Source organism: Neptuniibacter sp. 2_MG-2023 (assembly GCF_030547495.1).
Taxonomy (GTDB): domain Bacteria; phylum Pseudomonadota; class Gammaproteobacteria; order Pseudomonadales; family Balneatricaceae; genus Neptuniibacter.
Genome location: NZ_JAUOQC010000014.1, coordinates 23,688 through 47,504 on the forward strand (window position 1 = coordinate 23,688; position 23,817 = coordinate 47,504).

At 42.8% G+C, this 23,817-nt stretch carries 20 protein-coding genes and 1 pseudogene; 11 read left to right on the plus strand and 10 right to left on the minus strand.

The features are described from left to right. Positions 1–309 precede the first annotated feature (309 nt). The 6 genes from Q4486_RS13030 (at position 310) to Q4486_RS13055 (ending at position 4,959) form a co-directional block, all read left to right on the plus strand. Positions 310–1,227, plus strand: a complete 918-nt coding sequence (locus Q4486_RS13030; protein ID WP_303418958.1) for an SPFH domain-containing protein — start codon at positions 310–312, stop codon at positions 1,225–1,227. Then, positions 1,228–1,677, plus strand: a complete 450-nt coding sequence (locus tag Q4486_RS13035) for an NfeD family protein (RefSeq protein ID WP_303519708.1) — start codon at positions 1,228–1,230, stop codon at positions 1,675–1,677. A 54-nt stretch (positions 1,678–1,731) separates the two neighbouring features. Continuing rightward, positions 1,732–2,226, plus strand: a complete 495-nt coding sequence (locus tag Q4486_RS13040) for a M48 family metallopeptidase (RefSeq protein ID WP_303418952.1) — start codon at positions 1,732–1,734, stop codon at positions 2,224–2,226. 257 nt (positions 2,227–2,483) lie between these two features. Beyond that, entirely contained in the window at positions 2,484–3,044 is a 561-nt protein-coding gene (locus Q4486_RS13045) for a DUF2726 domain-containing protein (protein WP_303519709.1), read from the plus strand. Between the two features lie 317 nt (positions 3,045–3,361). Beyond that, the gene (locus Q4486_RS13050; protein WP_303519710.1) at positions 3,362–3,763 is read left to right on the plus strand and encodes a hypothetical protein; all 402 of its coding nucleotides are present in this window, start codon (positions 3,362–3,364) and stop codon (positions 3,761–3,763) included. Between the two features lie 47 nt (positions 3,764–3,810). Beyond that, a complete protein-coding gene (locus Q4486_RS13055; RefSeq protein WP_303519712.1) occupies positions 3,811–4,959 on the plus strand; it encodes a S8 family serine peptidase in 1,149 nt (382 codons plus the stop codon). A gap of 146 nt (positions 4,960–5,105) precedes the next feature. Here the strand turns inward: Q4486_RS13055 and Q4486_RS13060 are convergent, their stop codons facing one another. Together Q4486_RS13060 and Q4486_RS13065 are read right to left on the minus strand one after the other, a co-directional pair. Beyond that, positions 5,106–5,729, minus strand: coding sequence for a LysE family translocator (locus Q4486_RS13060; protein WP_303418944.1), 624 nt, complete (start codon positions 5,727–5,729; stop codon positions 5,106–5,108). A 435-nt stretch (positions 5,730–6,164) separates the two neighbouring features. Then, entirely contained in the window at positions 6,165–9,221 is a 3,057-nt protein-coding gene (locus Q4486_RS13065; protein ID WP_303519713.1) for an EAL domain-containing protein, read from the minus strand. Between the two features lie 274 nt (positions 9,222–9,495). On the opposite strand from Q4486_RS13065, the gene Q4486_RS13070 reads away from it, so the two are divergent. Together Q4486_RS13070 and Q4486_RS13075 are read left to right on the plus strand one after the other, a co-directional pair. Next, complete coding sequence (locus Q4486_RS13070) at positions 9,496–9,963, plus strand: DUF302 domain-containing protein (protein WP_303519714.1); 468 nt, start codon at positions 9,496–9,498, stop codon at positions 9,961–9,963. 188 nt (positions 9,964–10,151) lie between these two features. Next, positions 10,152–11,132, plus strand: coding sequence for a DUF6635 family protein (locus tag Q4486_RS13075; RefSeq protein WP_303519715.1), 981 nt, complete (start codon positions 10,152–10,154; stop codon positions 11,130–11,132). A 43-nt stretch (positions 11,133–11,175) separates the two neighbouring features. On the opposite strand, the gene Q4486_RS13080 is transcribed toward Q4486_RS13075, so the two are convergent. The 3 genes and pseudogenes from Q4486_RS13080 to Q4486_RS13095 all read right to left on the minus strand — a co-directional run bounded on the left by Q4486_RS13080 (position 11,176) and on the right by Q4486_RS13095 (position 13,143). Continuing rightward, the gene (locus tag Q4486_RS13080) at positions 11,176–11,412 is read right to left on the minus strand and encodes a hypothetical protein (RefSeq protein WP_303519716.1); all 237 of its coding nucleotides are present in this window, start codon (positions 11,410–11,412) and stop codon (positions 11,176–11,178) included. Positions 11,413–11,485: 73 nt separating this feature from the next. Then, positions 11,486–11,907: pseudogene (locus Q4486_RS15770) on the minus strand (lysozyme inhibitor LprI family protein). 579 nt (positions 11,908–12,486) lie between these two features. Further along, a complete protein-coding gene (locus Q4486_RS13095) occupies positions 12,487–13,143 on the minus strand; it encodes a nitroreductase family protein (RefSeq protein ID WP_303519721.1) in 657 nt (218 codons plus the stop codon). 704 nt (positions 13,144–13,847) lie between these two features. Between Q4486_RS13095 and Q4486_RS13100 the strand changes: the two genes are divergently transcribed. Next, positions 13,848–14,309, plus strand: coding sequence for a hypothetical protein (locus tag Q4486_RS13100; protein WP_303418928.1), 462 nt, complete (start codon positions 13,848–13,850; stop codon positions 14,307–14,309). Positions 14,310–14,434: 125 nt separating this feature from the next. Here the strand turns inward: Q4486_RS13100 and Q4486_RS13105 are convergent, their stop codons facing one another. The 3 genes from Q4486_RS13105 to Q4486_RS13115 all read right to left on the minus strand — a co-directional run bounded on the left by Q4486_RS13105 (position 14,435) and on the right by Q4486_RS13115 (position 19,516). Further along, a complete protein-coding gene (locus Q4486_RS13105; protein WP_303519723.1) occupies positions 14,435–17,299 on the minus strand; it encodes a valine--tRNA ligase in 2,865 nt (954 codons plus the stop codon). Between the two features lie 267 nt (positions 17,300–17,566). Then, positions 17,567–18,001, minus strand: coding sequence for a DNA polymerase III subunit chi (locus tag Q4486_RS13110; RefSeq protein ID WP_303418923.1), 435 nt, complete (start codon positions 17,999–18,001; stop codon positions 17,567–17,569). Between the two features lie 18 nt (positions 18,002–18,019). Continuing rightward, a complete protein-coding gene (locus tag Q4486_RS13115) occupies positions 18,020–19,516 on the minus strand; it encodes a leucyl aminopeptidase (protein WP_303418920.1) in 1,497 nt (498 codons plus the stop codon). A gap of 226 nt (positions 19,517–19,742) precedes the next feature. Between Q4486_RS13115 and lptF the strand changes: the two genes are divergently transcribed. Next, positions 19,743–20,861, plus strand: a complete 1,119-nt coding sequence (lptF, locus tag Q4486_RS13120; protein WP_303418917.1) for an LPS export ABC transporter permease LptF — start codon at positions 19,743–19,745, stop codon at positions 20,859–20,861. Beyond that, the gene (gene lptG, locus Q4486_RS13125; protein ID WP_303519724.1) at positions 20,858–21,946 is read left to right on the plus strand and encodes an LPS export ABC transporter permease LptG; all 1,089 of its coding nucleotides are present in this window, start codon (positions 20,858–20,860) and stop codon (positions 21,944–21,946) included. Before lptF ends, lptG begins: the two co-directional genes overlap by 4 nt. Before the next feature lie 49 nt (positions 21,947–21,995). On the opposite strand, the gene Q4486_RS13130 is transcribed toward lptG, so the two are convergent. Next, positions 21,996–22,454: an RDD family protein gene (locus Q4486_RS13130; protein WP_303519726.1), complete on the minus strand. Its 459-nt coding sequence runs from the start codon at positions 22,452–22,454 to the stop codon at positions 21,996–21,998. A gap of 44 nt (positions 22,455–22,498) precedes the next feature. Beyond that, on the minus strand, positions 22,499–23,743 hold the full coding sequence (locus tag Q4486_RS13135) for a YeeE/YedE family protein (RefSeq protein ID WP_303519728.1): 1,245 nt from the start codon (positions 23,741–23,743) through the stop codon (positions 22,499–22,501). Positions 23,744–23,817 lie beyond the last annotated feature (74 nt).

The window sequence follows — 23,817 nt, forward strand, 5'->3', positions numbered from 1 at the left end:
CAAAATAATTAGCGTTTAGCCAATTATTTGTAGAAAGGGAGTAGATGATCTCTGCTTCCTTCCTCCCCCTCTATTTCCATTCAGTAATCCTTTCTCATCTATTCCTGCTTCTTTAGAGCTATTTTTTTATAGGCTCCCTATCAGTTATTCTTGATCAGTATTACCATAGACGGCTGTAGTACTTTGTTCATGTAATAATGAAAAAATAAGGGAATCGATGCTGTACATGCCATAGTTGCCAATTACCCTAAAAGATAGAGTAATAGGACCTGCGTACAGACGTTTAGTGTTCCACAAATGGAGGTTGTAATGTTTGGATTTGAGATGACAGCGGGCGTAGTCGTTGTACTGGCGCTGATTGTGATTTTTTCAGGGGTCAAGATGGTCCCACAAGGCCACAACTGGACGATAGAACGGTTTGGTCGTTTTACAAAAACCCTAACGCCAGGGCTGAATTTGATTATTCCTTTTGTGGATCGTATAGGCACTAAGCAAAACATGATGGAGCAAGTATTAGATGTTCCTCCGCAAGAAGTTATCAGTGCAGATAATGCTCAGGTTACAACAGATGCTGTCTGTTTTTATCAGGTGCATGATGCATCTAAAGCAAGTTACGAAGTGAATGATCTATACCGTGCTATGCAGAATCTGGTCATGACAAATATTCGTGCTGTGTTAGGTTCAATGGAGTTGGATGAGATGCTGTCTAACCGAGATAGCATTAATAGCCACCTTCTGAATAAAGTTGATGAAGTTACCGACCCTTGGGGCGTAAAAGTTACCCGTGTAGAGATTCGTGATATTTCCCCCCCAACTGATCTGGTCGATGCGATGGCAAACCAGATGAAAGCGGAGCGTGAAAAACGTGCGGCTATTTTAACCGCTGAAGGTGAGCGCGAAGCAGCGGTTCAGGTAGCCGAAGGTGAAAAGCGTGCGGCTGTTTTAAGAGCCGAAGGTGAAAAAGAGGCTGCTTTCCGTGAGGCGGAATCGCGTGAACGTTTGGCCATGGCCGAAGCGAGAGCTACAAAAGTAGTATCGGAAGCGATCTCTCAAGGTAACCCGCAAGCGTTGAATTACTTTGTTGCACAAAAATATACTGAGGCATTGCAAGGTATTGGTGCAAGCGAAAATTCTAAGGTGGTTATGATGCCGTTGGAAGCCAGCAGTATGATTGGTTCTATTGCAGGTATCAGTGAGCTACTTAAAAATACTAAAGCAGGATCTTAAATGATTGAACAGCTAGAAACTTTGTCATATTGGCATTGGATTATTCTTGGTCTGTTGCTACTGGCCGGTGAAGCCTTAGGGTCCGCAGGTTTTTTAATCGGCTTAGCTATCTCGGCCTTTATGATTGGAGCTCTGTTAGCTGTAGATTTAGTGCATGATTGGCAGATCCAATTTCTGCTATTTGCTCTATTTTCTGTACTTGCTTCTATTGTTTTCTGGAAATTTTTCCGTAGTCAAAATACTACAGATGAAGCGGTTAATATTAATAACCGCGCTGCCCAGTTGATTGGTAGAAAGCTGACCCTGCAGGCGGATGTTGACAATGGCCAAGGTAAAATTCAGATTGGCGATACGCTGTGGAAAGTAGAAGCAGAAGGTGACCTAAAAACGGGAACCTTGATAGAGGTTTATGCCTCAGAAGGCATGGTGCTTCATATTCGCGCAGTTTAATGACCCAGCCAAGCGTAATGAATCACTTATTACGCTTGGCTAATTGAAGATAAAATGAATCGGTTAAAATATATCAGCCATTACCCTAGCCACATTCAGCATCAAGTGCAGGAGTTGCTAGATCAAAATAAACTGGGCACATTGTTACAAAAAAAATACCCAAGGATTCATAGCTTCCAAAGTAATAAAGCTTTATATGATTTCGCTATAGATATTAAAAATAGCTATATGCGCAAATCTTCGCCTCTTAGCAAAGTACAATACAGCGATAAAATATCTGCACTGAACGCTTTAGGCTTACATACCCGTATATCCCGTGTGCATGGTGGGAAGTTAAAAGCTAAAAAAGAGATTAAGATAGACTCTCGTTTTAAACAGATGCCGCTGGAATTTTTACGTATGATCGTGGTGCATGAGTTGGCGCATTTAAAAGAGATGGATCATAACAAAGCGTTCTATCAGCTCTGTGAATATATGGAGCCTAACTATCATCAATATGAATTAGATCTTCGCCTTTATCTGACCTTTCTAGATACACCTGACGCTTAACAACATGGTTTGTCTTTTTTTACATATTTGATTCGATCACTTTTAAGTGGGCGGTCTCCTTATAGAGATCTATCTCGGCCTGTTGTTAAGTTATCAGTAATTTTATAGTTGTTAGGCTTCTCGTTACTGATAGCTGAAGAGTTCCGAGGATAATTGATAGGTTTTGTTTGAAACAGGTGCGGTTGGCTTAAATTTGAGATGCTTTCTGTATACACACTGGGTAATATTGCCGCCTCATTTTGCACAAGGTTAAAAATGTGATTGAACAATTGTGGCTATATCTTTCTGCTTTAGTAATCTTCTTGATCCTACTGTTGGTTTTTTTCAAGAAAGTAAGGGCTAAGCAGGAAATCGATCCAAACTTGTCTCAAAAAGAGCGTATGTTTACCTCTATTCTTGAAAAAGCAGTAGGGGAGCAATATAGAGTTATCTGTAAAGTACCAATGGAACATGTATTTGAGGCGGAAAGTGGTTTATCAGATAGAGCTAAGAAGAAAGTAACTAAACCGCTTAAATCTCTCCAGTTTGATTACATTGTGTGTGCCGTTAGTAATAGCGCGGTTATCTGCGCTGTCGAATTAGATGATCATGAATATCATAAAAAGCGTCATAAACAACAGGATCTCTTTATTGAGGAGTTGTGTTATGAAGCGGGCTTACCTTTACTTAGAGTCGCGCCTCAAAATGGTTATAATTTAGTCGAAATCATTGAGCGTTTTGAACGTACAATCTCTGCCCCTAATACCGCTAATTCTGAACTAAGCCAAGCGCAATTTAGTTTGAAAATGGTCGATGTTTATCGCCCTCAGCGGGGCTAAATACATCGTTTTTACCTCACTGCGCTAGTGTCCTCGCCTCTAGTTAATGAATTTCAAGTTATTTAGTCTTCAATTGAAAACCGTAGTGAGCAATTTTTGTTCAAAATAGCTCAAATACCGCTACCAGTTTTTGAACTTATAAGATATAGAGGATAGATTGGTTGATCCAAGATACTGCTGAGCGGTCTTTTAAGATTCGAATGAGTTTATCCATGTGGTAAGGGATTATAGGAATTTAAAATGAAAATCAGGAATCTTCGGTTGTTAGCATTGCTTGGTTAACCTCTTTCATATCGCTAAATGCAGCGGCTGTTACGGTGGAGCATAAACCTACTGATCAGATTATCATTAAGTTTGATAATGCAAATGTTGGAGGGAATTCACAAGCGAGAACGTTATCAACACGCCTTAATAAGAAACTTGCCTTTGTTCGTAAAACTTCTCAAGGTTCCTATGTATTTAGACTTCCCTCAAGAGAAATCTTTTCGAGTTTAAAAGCCTACTTGAAAGTGTTGAAAGCTATCTCTGGTATTAAATACGCCGAAGCAGACCAGATGATGTTTGCTATTGATGATTTAGCGACCCCTCCTACCGAAGGTATCATCGGTGCAAAGAAGCCCATTTATGATCTGCAATGGCATTATTTTGAGCCGCTGGGTGGTATGAATGCCGATGGTGCATGGAATCAATTAGATAGTAGTGATTCAGTGGTAAATTAGCTGTTTTAGATACGGGGATCACAGCTCATCCCGATCTAGATGCTAATGTGGTTGGTGGTACAGATATGATTACTGCGCAGTCCATATCTAATGATGGGGATGGCCGAGATGCGGACCCAAGTGATCCTGGTGATTGGGGTAGTCGAGGCGAGTGCTATTTTGGTTCTTCTGCAGCTAATAGTAGTTGGCATGGAACTCATGTCAGTGGCACGATCAGCGCCTTTACTAATAATAGTGCAGGTGTTGCTGGTGTTGGTTATAACAAAATCAATATAGTGCCTGTACGTATATTGGGTAAATGCGGTGGTTATACCTCCGATATTGCAGATGCGATTGTTTGGGCCGCGACCGGTGAGGACAACCCGAATAAAGCGCAAGTTATTAATATGAGTATCGGTGGCGCGGGTAGTTGTAATGCAACCTACCAGCAAGCGATAGATACTGCGGTTGCGGCTGGAACAACGATTGTTGTGGCAGCGGGCAACTCGGATGATGATGCTGAAAACTATACGCCAGCTAGTTGTAATAATGTAATTAGTGTTGCTGCTACTAACCGAACCGGTGGTCGAGCTTACTATTCAAATTACGGGGATGTTGTTGATTTAGCCGCACCTGGTGGGGAAACAAGTACAGGTGCACGTGATGGCGTGCTTTCTACCTTAAATGAAGGTACAACGGTTCCAGCAGCTCCGACGTATGCTTATTATCAAGGCACTAGTATGGCAACACCTCATGTGGCAGCAGTGGCTGGTTTACTCTACGTGAAAAAGCCGAGTATTACGCCTGCTGAAGTGAAAACTATATTAACCTCAACGGCGCGTGCATTTCCTGAATCCTGTATTCAGTGTGGATCTGGTATTTTAGATGCTGGTGCAGCTATTGCGGCATTGGATGGTAGTGTTACGCCGACAGAACCTGCGGCACCAAGTAACTTTACTGCCATAGCCGGTGCTGGCACAGTAACGCTTAATTGGTCCGATCAAAGTACAAATGAAACGGGTTTCTATATTGAGAAACGTCGTAAGTTCTCTAATCAATGGGGTACTTATCGTTCCGTTGTGACGGCGGCAGCCGATTCTACGAGTTATCAAGACTCTGTATTTGGGGGCACTTATCAATACCGTATCCGCTCTCAGAATAGTACAGGTGATTCTGCTTGGGTTGTGAGTGGGGAGGTTTCAGTATCAAGAAATTGATACGACTTCTATCAGAACAATCATTAGACCTTCCTTCTATTACTGCGAAATCAATGGATGAACAGCTATAGAAGGAAGGATCTTACTTCATAAGATCTAACTTTCCGTTCTTAGTTATTGAGCTCTTTTTTAACTTGGAGCTGGGCTTACTTTCCTAGTGCTAGCCATAATCCAACAATAATCATAAGTGAGCCTGCAATACGGTTCATTAAACGCACATTGTCGCGCTTCATCAGTAGTTGCCGAAGTAGCTTGCCGCCATTTGCGTAAATCAGCAAACAGATGAACTCCAGCAGTAGAATTATGGCGATTAACATACTTAATTGCGGCGCGATTGGCAGTGTTGAGTCTATAAAAGGGGGTAAAAGGGTAACAAAGAAAGCCCAGCCTTTCGGATTTGCGACCGCGGTGAGAAAACCATTGGATGCCAGTTGTAATCGAGATAGCTCCGGTTGTTCTTGTGTCGATTCGGTTAAAACGAGTTTTCCTCTTGAGCGGAACATCTGATAACCAATCCAGCATAGGTAGGCTCCTCCACCTAATTTGAGAAGAAGAAACGCATCAGGATATTTAAGCATTAAGGTAGCTACCCCTAAGGCCGCCGATGTTGCAACTAAACTAACACCTATCAGCTCGCCCCACATCATATGAAGGCTTCTCTTTACGCCTATTGATATACCTAAACTCAGCGCTAAGGTCATACACATTCCGGGGGTTATCGACACTAAGAAGAATGTAGGGATAAAAAGATAGAGGAGGGTAAATGACATTTAATCGACAGTGCTCATCATAAGTATTAGGTAGATAGAATTACTATAAGGGTAAGGTATAAAGCAATAATAATTGCAAATTATTTGCAAAGTTATGCTATGGAATGAAAAACAACCAGTTCTCTGTAGGCCTTTTATAATAGGCCTTTCCGATGATACCCATAATTTGTCTACATACTTACCCACAGAATATGGGGGTAAAAAAACAGTTGAAATCTAGCTGCGTATGAGTGTTTTTTATACAGAATCCTAGTTTAAAGAATAAAATGCATATTTGTTAAAAAAAATATTGCTATTAATGGTTAAATACGACCTCGGTGGATAGGGTTAATAAATGAGCAGTCTCTTGAGAACCATGTATTTAGGGGTTTACAGGGGATACCCATAATTAATCTACAAGTTTATCCACAGTTTTTGGGGAAAGGTTTATCTTTTCTATTTATCTATATTGAAAGGGGGTGTTTCACCCATCAAACGAGTATTTAATTGTTTAACGCATTCTATAAACTGATGTGCGGGAACGGGAGGGCTAAAATAATAGCCTTGGGCGTAATCGCAGTGCGCTTCTCTGAGGAAATTAAACTGCTCGACTATCTCTACCCCTTCGGCAGTGGCTTTGTAGCCAAGGTTGTGAGACAAGGAGATAATGGCTTGAGATATCTGAATATCATTTCTGTCCTCAGGAATATCGCTGATGAAGGAGCGATCGATCTTAATAATATCTAGAGGTAGGCGCTTCATATAACTCATAGAGGAGTAGCCAACACCAAAGTCATCAACGGTAATGGTATGCCCCGATTTTTTGAGTGTATTCAGGTAATGGATATTACGCTCTGTTTGATCCATGAGATAACGTTCAGTTATTTCAATATCAATGCGCTGGGCTTCTATACCTTCCTCTTGCAGAATGCGCTTAAAGGTTTCGGTTAGATTCCCTTTTTGGAACTGAATACTGGAGACGTTAATCGATATTCTATTTAAATCGAGGCCGTTTGCTTTCCATTCTTTATAGCACCTACATGCTTCACTTAAGACCCACAGTCCTAGCTCATGTATTAAACCATTCTCTTCTGCAATCGGTATAAAGTAGTCAGGAGGAACCATACCCATCTCCGGATGGTTCCAGCGTATTAGGGCTTCTGCATGGCTTACCGTACATGAGTTTAAATCAATAATCGGCTGGAAGTGCAGGGAGAATTGTCCAAGGCCTAAGGCCTCTCGTAGAGCAGTGTCTGTTCTCAGACGTTTATCCGTACGTTCTGAAAGTGACTGTGTATAGTAACGGAAACGGTTGCGGCCAAGCTCTTTCGCACGGTACATAGCTATATCAGCGTATTTAATAAGGGTATGTACATCCTTACTATCATTTGGATAGACCGAGATACCTAAGCTTGCACTTATGTTAACTACATGACCCATAACATTATAAGGGTGCTGGATAATATCTATAAGCTCTTGTGCAATGAGTGCCGTGGCTTCCTCATCGTCAAAGGTCTCTAAAATAACAACAAATTCATCACCACCTATACGCGCTAACGTATCTGAGCTACGTAATCGCGCAAGCATTTGATTCCCCACTTGGCAAAGCAAAGCATCGCCAAAGTGGTGACCGAAAGAATCATTTATATATTTGAACCTATCTAAATCAATAAAAAACACTGCAATTTGGCTTCCCTGACGTGCAGCTAAGTCTATTGCATGCTCTAGCCGTAAAAGTAACTGTGAGCGGTTCGGTAAACCCGTAAGAATATCGTGACTGGCGACATGTTGAGCGGCTTGTTTTTGTGTTTCAAGTTGTTCATTGATCTGCGCAAGCTCAGTGTTTTTATCGGTTATAGCATTTCTATGTTTACTGAGTTGGCGATACCTTAAAATTACTAAGGTTAAGATAACAGCGAAGCCAAATAACAGCTGCCAAATTAAGCGATAATCTATGCTTTCTTCGTAACGTACACCTAGCCAATTACCTCGTATACGGTTATGCACACTATCAGGAGTAGCTTGAATAACTTTATTAAAAATCGTAACTAAATGAGGCTCATCATTGCGTGCTGCAATTCCTGAATTCCAATCGTAGTCGAACTTTCCGCTAATTTTTAATTCGCCGATAAAGCCTGTTTGTATGTGATAGCTCAAGGTTGGCACTGAGTCGAGAAAGCCTAAAATCTTTCCCTGATTGACGCTTTTTAATCCCTCACTTATCGAATTGAATTCGGTAAAGTTTATTTTAGGGTGCCGTTTTTTTATGACTTTTCCTGGTGAGTAACCTTTGATTATACCTATTTTCTTCCCCTCTAATTCACTGAAATTGGAGTAGAACCATTCCTCTTTTTGTGTAGCTAAAGCGAGTGAGGTCTTTAGGTAAGGGATGGTGAATGATAGATATTTCCTACGTTCGGGGCGATTGCTAGCAAGGGCAAGCATATCGCAATCTCTAAGCCGTACAGCTTTGAGCGATTGCTCCCATGTATCTGTTTTTACGACATCAATCGGAATGCCGATCTGCTCCGAGAAGTAAGCAATATATTCTGCTGACATACCAGTAAATTTGCCGTCAATAAAACCTTCATAGGGTAGCCAGTTAGGGTCAATACAGGTTTTAATCATTTTCTTTTGTTGCAGGTAGCGTAGTTCTTCAATGGTGAGTAGATTGGAGGTTTGCCCCTGTTTTAGTGTCATTGGTACATTAACCCAACGATCAGTGAGCTGTTTTTTTTCTTCTGGGGTGATGCTCTCCAGTACTTTATTGATAATAGTTGCAAGTATAGGTAAGCCTGATCGGGCGGCCATATAGACTTGGTCGACGTCGAACTCGGCTGCAAACGCGGGCTTTAAACCGTAGATATGATTTTCGTTAAGGTAGTAGTTGATAATCGTAGTGCTTTCAACCAGCGTATCGGCTTGCCCTGTGATAACCGCATCTATAGCTTCTAGTGTGGATTTAACTTCAAGGATGGTGATGTTCGGATGGGTCTTTTTTAAAGTATCTAAGTATGAAAAACCTGTTGGAATCGCGATGGTTTTACCTTGTAGATCCTGCATGCTTTTAATATCTTCACGATCAGACTTAGTAAATGCGTAATGACGTAATTTGATATAAGAGGAGGTGTAATGCATTAATTGATCTCGCTGTGGAGACCAATAAATAGCGGGCAAAAGATCCAATCGCTGATTCAGCTGCATCGTCAGCAGCTCATTCCAAGTGAATCCGCTGATAATCTCAAAATTGAGCCCTGTGCGTTCTGATATAAGTTCTAGATAATCGTTGGCTAGTCCGGTGTATTGACCATTGTGCATATAATCTAGAGGTGCCCAATCCGTCTCGGCACCTACAAGAATATTTGGGTGGGTGTTAATAAAAAGCTTTTCTTCTGGCGTGAATTCAATCTGACTGGCACTAAAAGCAGGCAGGCTAAGGCACAGCAATATTAAGAGTCTAATTGCGGAACAATAGAATTTTGATTGTTTGTCGGCTGTGTAGTTTAAATTCATAATAAGTGAAGCCGATTTTGGTTAGTGCACTCGTTATATTCTAAATATTTTATGATACAACAAATAGTTAATAAAAACAGATGGTTACCTGCTTAATGCTAAGACGCTAAATAACCACAATGTCTATAGCATACCGCAGCGCTATTATTTTGGAAGGCGCATATGAGTTTATATGAAATTAGGTTATAAATAGTTTTTTCTATTTGAAACTTATTGATCTTAATCTGGTCATAAGTCAGATCGTAACATCGTTTGATTAACAGGGAATTTTAATATGAAAAAAGCATTAATATGGGCTGCACTTACACTAGGTATTAGTAATTTTTCGTTTGCGGCGGATGGCTCCTCAGCTGAAAACGGTCTTGTAAGTGTACCAAGTACGCATGGCGTAAAAGAAACTGCGGATAAATTAGAATCAGTACTAACAAGTAAAGGGATGACTGTTTTTACGCGTATAAATCATACGGAAGGCGCTAAAAAGGCTGGTAAAGAGTTACGTGAAACTGAGGTGGTGTTGTTTGGTAACCCCAAGGTAGGTACTCCTTTGATGCAATGTTCCCAAACTATGGCGATAGATCTGCCGCAAAAAGCACTAGTTTGGCAGGATGAAAATGGAGCCGTATGGTTGAGCTATAACGATCCTCATTACCTTGCTTCACGCCATAATATTAAAGACTGTGATGCTGCGGTGGCTAAAGTTTCTGGTGCGTTGGCAAAGTTTGCCAAGGCCGCTACAGAGTAATTATTAGCTGATAGTTAAGATACAAACCATTCATATTAATCGGCCAGTATTGAATGCTGGCCGATTTTTCTGCTTTATGTAGATATAAACAAATTTACTGAGTTTCATCAGGGCTTAACCTAAGGGTTTTAAACTCAATAAGGTTTTTATCATCATGGCCATAAGGTCTTACTTCGGCTAAGTTATTTATGTCACACTCAGACCTAACGCTACCTATTGCGAACTTGTCGAGAGAGATCGAGCCAGCTATTGAGCGTGGTATCAAGCGTTACTTTGCATCTTGCCAGGCGCGTATTCCTGATTTTGTAAGCCAGCATTTTAATTATCCCGGTGCTATAAAAACCAACCGTATTGCTTGGGGGTTAGATATTTTCCGTGCCCCAGTTAATCTTTTTTGGGCACCCTGTTTTACCTTAATCAGTTTGTTTAAGTTTTTGGTAGGTCGTTTTTCAGGGGGTGATCGGTTAGGCAAAATATTGGCTGCTATTCCCGCCGGTTTCACCACAGATGTTCAGAAACAAATTTCTGATCTGGTTCTCAGTGATTTGCTTAAAGTAGCAGAGCGAGATTTGGGTGAAGGCGAATACTCCCTTAACTGGTATATCACAGATGAATTGCGCAATATTTATCAACGTGCAGAACATGTGGAAGTGGATGAAAAACACTTCCATGCCTGTTTTCAACCTATTGTTACTGAATCTCTAGCCCAGTATCAAGTTGCCAGAACCGCTTCAGCTGATATTGCAAACACACTGTCATGTACTATCTTAGGAGCCTTTGCCTTCCAGAAATTCACACCCGGAGGCATAGGTATCGCGCTAATGCTAGCCTATTCATTAAGTATCCAATTAGCTGCCTCGGATTTTGTTTTTGGTCATAGCATGGGGGAGCTCTATTATGGTGCTTTCCCACCTGATCCATCTTTGGGCTTAACTACACTGAGTATAGTGTTTGTGCTGACATTACTGGCATCTTTTGCCGCCTTATCTGGTGTTATCACTGACCCAATACAAGCGAAAACAGGGTTACATCGTTTCCGGCTGCGCAAAATGCTTAAGCATATGGAAGATGATTTACTCAAACAGACTCAGGGTAGTTTCCGCCCTAAAGACCAGTATGTGGCACGCATATTGGAAAGCTTTGATTTGATTAAGTCGGGGTTGTTGTAGGTGAGGGTAGTTACCTAAGCTAGGGAGCATTTTATCCAACCCTTTAAATACCGATTTCTGAATGGGTCAGAGCTGTAAGAAAAATAACCAGAATACCGGCCAACTGTAACAAAAAAGGATTCTTAGCTTCGGGCCAATGCATAAATAAAAAGATAAATGATATAGGGGCAAATAGAAGACAGCCTAGTCCCCATAATAGGCTTTGCTTAAAGGCGGCAATTAAAAATCCAATGCTGCCGATAATGACAATCGCAAGGCCAATAAACGCAAAAAACTCCATGTTGTTAAACCCCACTTTTTACTTTGTAGTGTGAATATAATAGGGATGTCGCTGTTTGGTATGACTTTTCTTGTTATAGAATTGATAAATATCCCGCTAATTCCAGCGTGCGACTTTTGGTGATTTCTAATTCATCCATCGCGTGCATAGGAATTAACATGGTGCCTCCATTTTTGCTTTGAAAGCTGTACCTATAAATGGAGGAGATACTTTCAATTTCCAACTCTTTATATTTAACCCATGCACGTTGTGACATTCTCAGCTTTTCTTTAGAGGGCGCATCAGAGCCTTGTAAGCCTGATTTAGCTCTACGTCCCATTCCTTAGCTGACTCAATTGTGCACTTTTCCATGCCATAGGTTGTCATGTTTTTATCAAGGGATAAGCAGTGCTCAAAATTAACATCTATTGGATGACGCTCTTCTTTAGCAAGAGGATCAGCTACTGCATCTAGTGAGCTTGCAAGTAATAATGAAATGATCAGTGTTTTTTTCATATTATATTCTTTTTACATATAAGCCGTATGTTTTCTAAAGCGGTGGATACACCGCCATCTGCGAAAATTGAAAGAAGGACAGAGAATTTGAAGCTTTTGAGTCTTTGCTCTTCGTCATGTGCTTCTCTGTAGCCATCGTATTTGTATATACGGGAGGTGTGTATATACCCTTACTGTAATTGATTTAAAATAGATGTAAATATTTGAAAGGGAAGGAAACCTAAAGAATTGACGGCATATCTTCCATGAAAAACCAAGCACAGGTATGAGTAATTGTTATACATGAGCTGGTTATAAAAGCCCCGTATATCTACTTATGCCAGACATACATCCATATGATTTATCTGTATTTTTAACCTAGCCTTGGTGGGGATGCAATTGTCCTTTTAGGCAATTGCTCTGAATGTACTTTCTTCTCTTTATAAGTGAACGCCTAAAAGGAAATAGGGCACAAAGCCATCGCTCACGGGGTGGCTTCCTGCAGCCAGAGCTTCGAGCGAGAGCGGTATCGGAATAAGGAGATAGCAGCGACTGGCATAACACCAGTCGCGGGGCTTTAATCTAGGGGGGGACCAATGCCTAAAGGATGGTAAACACGCTATCAAATCTACGACGTGATTTTGGTATCGCTGCATTGTAATCGTCTTCAGGGTGACGGTAACCAATTGCGAGTGCAACATGGCATTCGTACCCATCGAGTTCTTTGGAAAACTCTTTGTTTACCATTTCAATATCAATACCTTCCATGGGTGTTGAATCTAAGCCGAGTCTTGCGACTGTATGCAACGTATTACCAAGGGCGATGTAGGTCTGCGCTTTGGTCCAAGTGGTGGTATCACCGGATTCATCGGTGTTCATCTCTGCAAAGAAGAAACCGCCAAAAGCGCTCTCTCTGTCTTCAGGTTTGGTCCGTTTGTCCTCAATGCCGTTATCGACAACCTCGGCATAATGATCGCGTGTATAGCGAGGGTTGTGGGCAAAAAGAATCATGTGAGAACTATCAAATACATGGGGCTGATTGAACTGAAAGTTATGCTCAAAGGTGCTGCTCATGCGCTCTTTTGCGGCATCACTTTCGATAACGATAAATTTCCACGGCTGTGAATTTATAGATGAAGCAGATAAGCGCATTGCCTCGTATATAATCTCCATATTCGCTTTAGAGACCTTACGAGTAGGGTCATATTTTTTACAGGTATGCCTTGATACTAGATCGTCAATAATTGGACTGTTCATGGGGGTTCCTTGATATAAACCGGGTTTGAGATTAGGGGATTAACCCTCTCAAAAAACCTTTAACGATAATTAAGCGATAAGGGTTATTTCATTCAGTGATAGGGATCATAGGCTTTTTTTAATATTAATAAACAGGGTAGTTTTTGATTAATTATCAAATATTATTTGATAATTAAGCGGTGAAGGGCAAGTCCCTGTAAGGTGCTATAGGGTGGGATTTAGTATTTTTGTAGAGAACTCAAAGGTAAAAGATGAAAGATTATCGCGCATGGGTTAGCTTCCTGTAGAGAACGCTTCCAAATGATTTTTATAGTTCGGCTTTCCATACCTCTAGTGTCGTTTGCATATTTAACTCATTTTCCAGGCGGGTGTAGTGAGGCTTTCTAGATAAACTCCAAGTTTTTAATAGAGTGTGTCGATTAAGTTTCTGCTAAGTCGTTTAGTTTTATTATTCATTTCTTATTGGTTTTTCTGCGTTGGTGGCAATAGGTTGCCGCTTTGTGTGGTTATTCAAGGTGGTCTGAGTTACAGGTGTTGTTATTTTTAATGCTGGGTAGCTGTATTTTCTTCGTTTTATGTAAAGTTGTGTAAAGCTAAGTTAAGAAATATTAAGCAGTCAAAAGAACTGTATCTATAGAGTGATAGGGCATGGCCTTTGCAGATTTATCGAAGCTTTATACAAAATTATGTTTAAGGAGAAGGTTATGAACGTTACGGGTACACAGCCCATGGGATCTCCTCAGCAGATGGGGAAACCACCCTCTGCGGATGAGATGGCGCTCAATATGGTCTCTGCTGTTGAAGATGGGAATATTTCTGCTGAAGAGTTAGTGGAAAACCTTGAAAGCCGTTTTGGTGTCGATGCGAGTAGTGTATTGGCTGATGATGGCACCATCGATGAAACGGCGTTGACTGAATTGCTCAGTAGTTTTGACCCAGCAAACCAAGCGGCTGGAGCTGGTGCTATGCCACCCCCTCCGCCACCACCAGGTGGCGCTGTGTCGAGCGAAGAGCTCCAAGCAAAGTTAACTGAAGATTATGGTGAAGACGCAATTTCTGCCGTGTTTAATGATGATGGAACGGTTAACTTTGATGAGCTTATGACGCTGTTATCGTCGAATCAAGGTAGTACTGAAACGGGGTTACTTATCAACGCTAGTGCGTAGGTTAAAGTAACTTACGGTTGTTCTAACCGTCTAAAAGGCCTAAATCTCTATTTGGGCTTTTTCCCCAAAAAAAAAGCCCAGAACAGTGTCTGGGCTTTTTTATGCTTTAAATATCTAGTGCTTAATTAAAGCGCTTCAATTTTCGCATATTGCTCTTGCAGCTTATCAAAAGAAGATTGAGAGGCAGCCATCTTTTCACGCTCTTTAGCGATAACCGCTTCAGGTGCGTTGGATACAAACTTCTCATTGCTAAGTTTGCCTTTGATTCGACCAATCTCTTTCTGTAGTTTGTCTAGCTCTTTTTGTAGACGAGCCAGCTCTGCATCTTTGTTGATCAGGCCAGCCATAGGGACTAACACTTCCATTTTGCCTACCAATTGAGTGGCAGACATTGGCGCTTCGTCATCGGCATTAAGCCAAGTGATGCTTTCCAGGGCGGCTAATTTACATAGGAAAGTACGGTTAGCGTTAAGGCGGGTTAAATCTTCAGGACCGCCGTTTTGTAGCAGTACCGAAAGTTCTTTAGCTGGAGAGATCCCCATTTCACCGCGAATGTTACGTACGCCAGTAATAACACCTTTTAGCCATTCGATCTCCGTTTCAGCGGCTGCATCGAACTTGTCATTGTTAGCAACAGGGTAGGGCTGGTTCATGATGGTCTCGCCATCTTTACCCGCTAAGCCTTTGACTTGTTGCCAGATCTCTTCTGTGATGTAAGGCATGATTGGGTGTGCTAAACGAAGGAGCGCTTCAAGTACGCGAACCAACGTGCGGCGTGTACCACATTTTGCTTCTGCAGAGGCATTTTCGTCCCATAATACAGGTTTAGATAGTTCTAAGTACCAGCCGCAGTATTCATTCCAGATGAAGTCATACAGGGTTTTAGAGGCCATATCGAAACGATATTCGTCGAAATGCTTGATCACTTCGGTTTCGACTTGCTGTAGACGGCTGCTGATCCAACGGTCTGCTAAAGATAGCTCGATACCGCTATCGTCAGTGGCGTTCTGACCGCAATCTTCGCCTTCTGTGTTCATTAATACGTAACGTGCTGCGTTCCAGATTTTGTTACAGAAGTTACGGTAACCTTCTAGGCGCTTCATATCCCAGTTGATGTCACGGCCTGTAGAGGCTAGGGCAGCAAGGGTGAAACGTAGGGCATCAGTACCGTGGGCAGAGATCCCTTCTGGGAACTCTTTCTCGGTACGTTTGCCGATCTTTTCAGCCAATTGTGGCTGCATCATGTTTCCGGTACGTTTCTCAAGTAGCGTTTGTAGCTCGATACCGTCAATCATATCCAACGGATCTAGTACGTTGCCTTTAGATTTAGACATCTTGTCACCGTTTTCGTCACGGATTAGGCCAGTAACGTAAACGGTTTTGAAAGGTACTTGGGGTTTGCCGTCTTCATCTTTCATAAAGTGCATGGTCATCATGATCATGCGGGCAACCCAGAAGAAGATAATATCGAAGCCGGTAACCAGTACATCGGTCGGGTGGAACGTTTGCAGGCGCTGGGTGTTTTCAGGCCAGCCTAGTGTGCCGAATGTCCATAGTGCTGAGCTGAACCATGTGTCAAGAACGTCATCGTCTTGGCGCAGTTCAGTTTCGGGATCTAGATTGTATTTCTGACGTGCTGCTTCTTTATCGTTAGCGACATAGACATTGCCTTCATTGTCGTAGAAAGCAGGGATGCGGTGGCCCCACCATAGTTGGCGAGAGATACACCAGTCTTGGATATCACGCATCCAAGCGTTGTACATATTTTCGTACTGCTGTGGTACAAATTTTATGTCGCCATTTTCTACCGCTTCGACCGCAGGTTTAGCCAGTGTTTTTGCATCGGCAAACCATTGGTCCGTTAGCATCGGCTCGATCACAACACCGCCGCGATCACCGTAAGGCACGGTCATATCGTTTTCTTCGATCTTAACCAGTAAACCGGCTTCTTCAAAATCCGCAACGATTGCACGACGAGCAGCAAAGCGTTCCATACCGCGATATTTTTCTGGAATAGCTGTATTAAGATCGCTGTTAGGCGTTCCGTCGGTATTAAACCCTTCACCTTCATCGCGAATATCAGCGTTGTAGGTCAGGATATTAATCATAGGTAGATTGCAGCGTTTGCCGACTTCGTTATCGTTGAAGTCATGAGCAGGCGTGATTTTTACACAACCGGTACCTTTATCCATATCGGCATGTTCATCGCCAACAATGGGAATACGGCGACCCACTAATGGCAGGATAATCTCTTTGCCGATTAGGTCTTTATAGCGCTCATCTTCTGGGTTAACTGCTACACCGGTATCGCCCAGCATGGTTTCTGGACGGGTTGTACCAACCACAAGGAAATCTTCACCTGCAGCTGTTTTAGCGCCATCCGCAAGCGGGTAACGTAGGTACCACATTTTGCCTTTGGTCTCTTTGTTCTCTACTTCAAGGTCAGAGATGGCGGTATGTAGTTTTGGATCCCAGTTTACAAGGCGTTTACCACGGTAAACTAGGCCTTCATCATAGAGGCGGATAAAGACTTCTTGTACGGCTTTGTAAAAGCCCGAGTCCATAGTGAAACGCTCAGTGTTCCAGTCAACAGAGTTGCCTAGGCGGCGCATCTGGTTAGTAATTGTGCCGCCGGATTCCTCTTTCCATTCCCAGATCTTTTCGATAAACGCATCGCGGCCAAGGTCATGGCGTGTTTGCTGATTTTCTGCGGCCAGTTTACGTTCTACAACCATCTGGGTTGCGATACCCGCGTGGTCAGTACCGACTTGCCACAATGTATTTTTGCCCTGCATACGCTTGTAGCGTGTGAGCGCATCCATGATCGTATGCTGGAAAGCGTGACCCATATGTAAGCTGCCAGTGACATTTGGCGGCGGAATCATGATGCAGTAGGAGTCACCTTCGCCAGATGGGGCAAAGTAGTTGTTTTCTTCCCAGGTTTTGTACCAGGATTTTTCGATCTCTTGCGGCTGGTAAGTAGTTTCCATGGCGCTCTAGTTCTTCCGAAAAGTATTTTCTGAAAATCAGTCAGTTGTGGGCTTCCCTGAATGGTTGGGAGGCACAAATAAACCCGGCATTATACAGGTTAAAACTAATAAGTGGCGAGGGATTGGGGTAGATGTTTTGATCTATTTTTATGCTGCGCTTGGACGGACGGGATTTAGGGGAGGGTGGTGTGTTACGTGGGTTTTATTCTACAGGTTAGAGTAAGTTGCAGATGTTTAGCTCTCGATCATTGAATAAGACAGTCTACATCAGACTTTTTTACGCATATCATGCATATCTATTTGCACATTGTTTTTTTGATAGAGCTTGTAGTTGCTTCGTGTTGAGGTAAGTATGTCCTCACTTTGCACAACAATTTCAAGAATACGATCAAAGTTTAGCGCGTCTTCAGGGATCTCTAAATTAAGGTTAACGTAAACATCGTGATGGGCTGGGCGTTGTTCGTCCCAGCCTATCTTTACGCCTGCAGTATCTTCCTCATTTAATAAGCTGTGAGGGATAAAGGATTCAGGGCGATACTCCCAGAGGAGCTGATCTATACGTTGGGCTTCGCTTTCGTCGCGAGTTTGGATAAATATCTCATGTCCAAGGGCGCGGATCTTTTCAACCAAACGGCAAAGAAAACGACCCCGAGCATCGGGATCGGTTGAAGGCAGTACGTAAAAATCAGCTTTGCTGGTCATCTATTTTAACTCTAGACTCTATTCTTCTTCCGCTGCTTGGTTAAGCAGGTATTGCGTCAACAAAGGAACGCAGCGACCTGTAGCGCCTTTCGCTTTGCCACCACTGTGCCATGCTACACCCGCTATATCTAAATGGGCCCAACGATACTCTTTCGTAAAGCGAGAGAGGAAGCAGGCTGCAGTAATAGTGCCGCCTGGGCGACCACCAATGTTCGCAATATCAGCAAAGTTAGAATCGAGTTGTTCTTGGAACTCGTCCCATAAAGGCAGCTGCCAAGCTTTATCAGCGGCTTGATTACTTGCTTCGATAAGCTCTTGAGCTAAGTCGTCAGTATTCGTTAGTACGCCTGTTGCGTGATGGCCTAGGGCGATGATACAAGCACCCGTTAAGGTTGCAATATCAACTACAGATGCTGGCTCGAAACGGCCTGCATAAGTTAGTGCATCACATAGTACTAAGCGACCTTCCGCATCGGTGTTTAGGATCTCAACTGTTTGACCTGACATAGTCGTTACAATATCGCCAGGTTTAGTTGCGTTACCGCTCGGCATGTTTTCTGCTGCTGCAACAATACCTACAACATTGATTGGCAGTGCCATTTCACATACAGCAGTCATTGCTCCAAATACGCTGGCCGCGCCACACATGTCATATTTCATCTCGTCCATGCCGCCGCCGGGCTTGAGGGAGATACCGCCGGTATCAAAGGTAACGCCTTTGCCGACTAATACGTGTGGCTTTTCACCTTCAGGGCCACCTTTGTATTCCATAACAATTAGCTTTGAAGGCTGAACGCTGCCTGCGCCAACAGAAAGTAGGCAGTGCATACCTAGCTCAGCCATTTCCTCTTCATCAACGATGGTTGTTGTTAGGTCGTCAAATTCATCGTCTAACTCAAGGGCTTGTTCGGCTAAGTGAGTAGGTGTGCAGATATTGCCAGGTAAATTGCCAAGGTCACGAGCGATGCTCATGCCGTTTACAATTGCGGTGCCATCTAAAAGAGCAGTTTCTGCCAAATCGGCATTTTCTTCGGGAACAAGAATAGCGATCTGTTCTAATTTTAATGGGTCAGCTTTTGTGCTTTTAGTTTCATCGTAGGTGTACAGCTCAGCGCCGCTCCACTCAACTAAATGGCGAAGTTGGCGGTAGTGGTCAGTATCGTCTGTCAGTGTGCAATCTAAGGCAAAAGTTATATTGCTTACGCCTGTGCTTTTAACAACGCCCATTGCCGTAGTGATTGTTTTGCGGAAGTTTCGGTTGTTACGCTCATCTTCTTTGCCAAAGCCTAGTAGTAGTACGCGTTTAGCGGCAAGCCCTGGTACTTTGTGTAGTAGTAGACTCTCAGCATTTTTACCGCTGATATCACCACCCTTTAAAATCTCGCTAATATAACCAGCGCTTGCTTCATCGGCTGCTTTAGCTGCGGGGGGTAGGGTAGAATCTGCTTCTACAGCGATGATTAGACATTCGGTTTCAAGTGATGCGATATCACCGTTTACAATTTCAAAATCCATATTGGCTCCAACTTGAGGCGTGTATGCGTCTGCACAAGACATTGTCCGCAGATTAAAGGATAATGTTGGCTACTATATAGGTGTGTGACCTGATACTAAATAGATTTTCCATATCGGTTTTTAAAATAAGTAGGCAATTTCTTGTGGCAATCTGCTTTATTTACTGTCAAAGCCTAATAATATAAACCATTTTTGGGTCAGTAACAGTTTTCATTAAGGACATAGAGTGATCGTTTTTCGCTATTTAGCACGTGAAGTTTTGTTCAGCATGCTTGCTGTGAGTTCTGTGCTGCTGTTTATTATTATGAGTGGGCGCTTTGTTCGGTATTTATCGAAAGCGGCTGTTGGTGAGTTAGATCCTAATGTTCTATTTTCCCTTATCTTTTATCGTTTGCCTGGTTTCCTTGAGCTAATCTTGCCTTTAGGTTTATTTTTAGGCTTTTTGTTGGGCTATGGACGTCTTTATCTTGAAAGTGAGATGACCGTGTTAGAGGCTTGTGGAATGAGCCGCCGACGCTTAATCGGTTACTCTATGGGGCCTGCGTTGCTTGTTGCTTTGATTGTGGGCGTCTTAGCCATTTTTATATCGCCTTATGGTGCATCAGAAACAAATAAGATTTTTGATGAGCAGGAAAGTCGCAGTGAGTTGGAGAGCTTAGTGCCGGGGCGTTTTCAGCGTCAAAATAGCAGTGCGCGAGTTACTTATACAGATTCCGTTACAAACGATGGTTTGCTCGGTATGACGTTTATCTCCGATAAGAATAAAAGTAACAACCGTACGCGAGTCACCTTGGCCGCTAGTGGTGATACATTACTTGATAAAGAACGAGATCAGCGTTTTGTTGTCTTGGAAGATGGTTTTCGTTATGAAGGTTCGCCCGGTTCTGGTGATTTTGTTGAGTTAGGGTTCCAGAAGTATGGTAGCGAAATCGCGCGGAAAGATAATGAAATTCGGTATGATAAAATTGAAGCCTTGCCAACATCGGTACTTTGGAATTCAGATGAGCCAAAATATCGTGCGCAATTAAATTGGCGCTTATCTTTGCCTGTATTAGCTATTGTTGTAACGCTTTTGGCTGTGCCTTTGAGTCGTGTGAATCCTAGACAAGGGCGCTTTGCCCGTTTGGTGCCCTCTATCCTTATCTATTTAGTTTACATCTCGGTTCTTAGTAGCATTACGAGTGAGGTGGGTGAGGGACAGAGTTCACCTATTATGATCTGGTTAGTACACCTTGTGTTTGCGGCCTTTGCTTTCAATATGATTTTGTTTGGTGCGTTCTGGAGTCGGTTATATAACCAGATACCTCTACCGACGATTCGTCTGCCTTGGAAAAAGAGCTCATGAAAATTTTAGACCTTTATGTAGCCCGTCATGTGCTGGGGGGCTTTCTAATTGTTCTTTTAGTGGTTGCTGGTTTGGATATGCTTTTCGCGTTAGTCGAAGAGATGAAAGACGTTGCGGGCGACTATACCTTTGCTGCCGCACTTAAGTACATTATGTTAACAGCGCCGCGTCGTTTCTATGAATTTATTCCTCTGTCTAGCTTAATTGGGTGTTTGTTAGGGTTAGGTATTTTGGCCTCTAGTTCAGAGCTGACGGTTATGCGGGCGGCTGGTATTTCAACATTCGGCATTATCTTGTCTGTGATGAAACCTGTACTGCTGATTATTGTGATGGCCTTAAGTTTGGGTGAGTTCGTTGTGCCACAAAGTGAGCAGAGTGCGCAAAGCCATCGTCAGGTGATGCTTACAGGGAATTCAGCGATTAGTGATGCAAGCCATGTTTGGCATAGAGATGAGATGACCTTCTTGCATATTAATGCGGTTATCCCTGATGGCTCTGTACGTGGCTTGACCCGTTATGAATTTAATGACGACTTGACCTTGGCACGTGCTAGTTTTGCAAAAGAGGCACGTTATGATGGCAAAGATTGGTTACTATCGGATATTAAAGAAACTCGTTTTCCAAACAGGGTTGATGACAGTGACCCAGCTACGGCACAGTTGGAAACATCCATACTTAAAGAAGAGGTTTGGCCGAGCGGTTTGACACCTGAATTGCTTAAAGTTGTGATGATTGAACCGACCAATTTATCTATGGCTGGGCTACTTTCTTACGGGGATTATCTGGATGAGCAGGGATTAGCTTCTTCGCAATATCGTGTTGCTTTCTGGAGTAAGTTATTACTTCCAGTTGCTATTTTTGCCTTAGTTATTGTTGCAGTGTCTTTTATTTTTGGTCCTTTGCGCAGTGTTACATTAGGGCAGCGCTTGATAACCGGTATTATTGTAGGTTTGACCTTTAAGCTAAGCCAAGATGTTTTAGGGCCAACCAGTGCCGTGTTTGGGTTTTCGCCTTTAGTTGCTGTGTTGTTGCCGATTCTGATCTGTATTGGGCTTGGTTTTTGGTTACTTAATAGAGCTAAGTAACTCACTTATGAGCTGTGGATTGTTTAGCTAAGCCACAGCTTATTCATGTTTATTCTAAAATCTTAGCGCGCTTAGGTAGTTCAATAACATGAGTGCCTGAGGCTATGTCGTGCCATGTCATTTTTTGTTTGTTGATGAACATCCATAAAAATCCTGCACCTCCCGCCAATAGGGAGAGTATACCTACGATATATCGAAGTAAGCATTGCTTTGCATTCAGGCGCTCTCCTTCTGTGGTTTGCACCCGTAAACGCCAGGCAAGCATGCCTAATGTTTGGCCGTTTCTCATCCAGAAAAAAGATAAAAACAGGTAGACCAAAATAAAAAGGAAGGATTGGAAGAGGGGGCCTTGGACGGACTCTCCCTGATTAAATCCCATAGTGATAATACCGGTGGAAACCATAAGTAACGCGATAATCAGCATCATGTCATAGACAAAAGCGCCTAAACGTTTGATTGGGCTGGCAACTTTTATATCGGAATATGTTTCTTTAAATGAACGTGACATCGGGGACCGCTTTAATCTTAATTATTTAAAAATGATAAGTGTTTTTAACACGAGCTACGCATTGATGTTTTTTTATCTAATTTAAACAAGGGGCGTAGGTGACTGCCTATATAACTCCCCGCAAAGGCTGCAATCAACCATAGCCAGCCATGTAAGCTACCAGAGGCTATGCCGCCAAAATAGGCGCCAATATTACAGCCAAAGGCTATAGTAGCGCCATAACCTAGCATCAATCCACCTAAAATGGCTGCGACCCAATGTAACAAAGGTAAGCGCCACTCGAAGGAAAATTTACCCGCTATTGCTGCGGCAAAAAAGGCACCGAGTAATACACCCGCGTTCATTACTGAATTAATATCGCTGGTAAGGGGTTGGCTTAGAGCTGTTTCTCTTCCCGGTTGTAGCCAGTAAGTCCAAAAATCGAATTCTAGTTCCATTTCGAGAAGCATCGCAAGTTTTGCACCCCAAAGCGGATAGGCTACTGCAACGGCCCATGGGCGGCCGGTTAGTGCCAGTGTGGCGAAGTTCAAAAATGCTAAAGCGAGTGCTCCCCAAATAAAAGGCCATGGGCCTTGTAGGTAGCGCCGCCAATGATTGGTGTCGGCTAATGGGTTATCTTTTTCTATCTCCCCGTGGGTGCGTTTCTCTAACCAGATAGTAAGCCCTGAAATTGCAGCAAACAGGGCGAGGTTTAAGATGATGGCAGCACTAACACCGGTTTTTTCAATTAGGGATATAGGGGTGAACTGGGGAAGTTCCATCCACCATTCATAGTCTGCTGTTGCCCATAATCCGCCTATTACAAAGCCGATCATGCTTGGTATAGCGCGTACTTGACCACCGCCTGCATGATAAAGGTTGCCCGATGCGCAGCCGTTACCTAGTTGCATACCAATACCGAAGATAAATGCGCCGATAAGGACTGAAGAGCCCAATGGGCGGATATAACCTCTAACCTCTTCGCCAAAAAGCTCACCTGCATTTAATGCAGGGAAGAACAGGCATACCGTCACGGCGAGCATAATCATCTGCGCTCTTAGACCGCGACCTCGACGGTTGATGATGAAGTTGCGCCAAGCTGTAGTGAAGCCAAATGACGCATGATAAAGAGAAAGGCCTAGCAGTCCGCCGATAAACATAAGCCACATAAGCTTGTTGGATTCATAGGTGTTTAGCCAATACAAACTATAGATAAACAAGCTTGCTGCAAAGATAACTACTGCTGCTTTGCGTGTACGATTAGAAGGTATATTTAACATAGCTGTAGAGGGCGTTTTCACGCTATTCATAAGGTTTATTCATCTTATAAGGGTGGCGGCTTGGGGTGAAAGATCGTACCTGTTTATCAAGGGGGTATCTATCA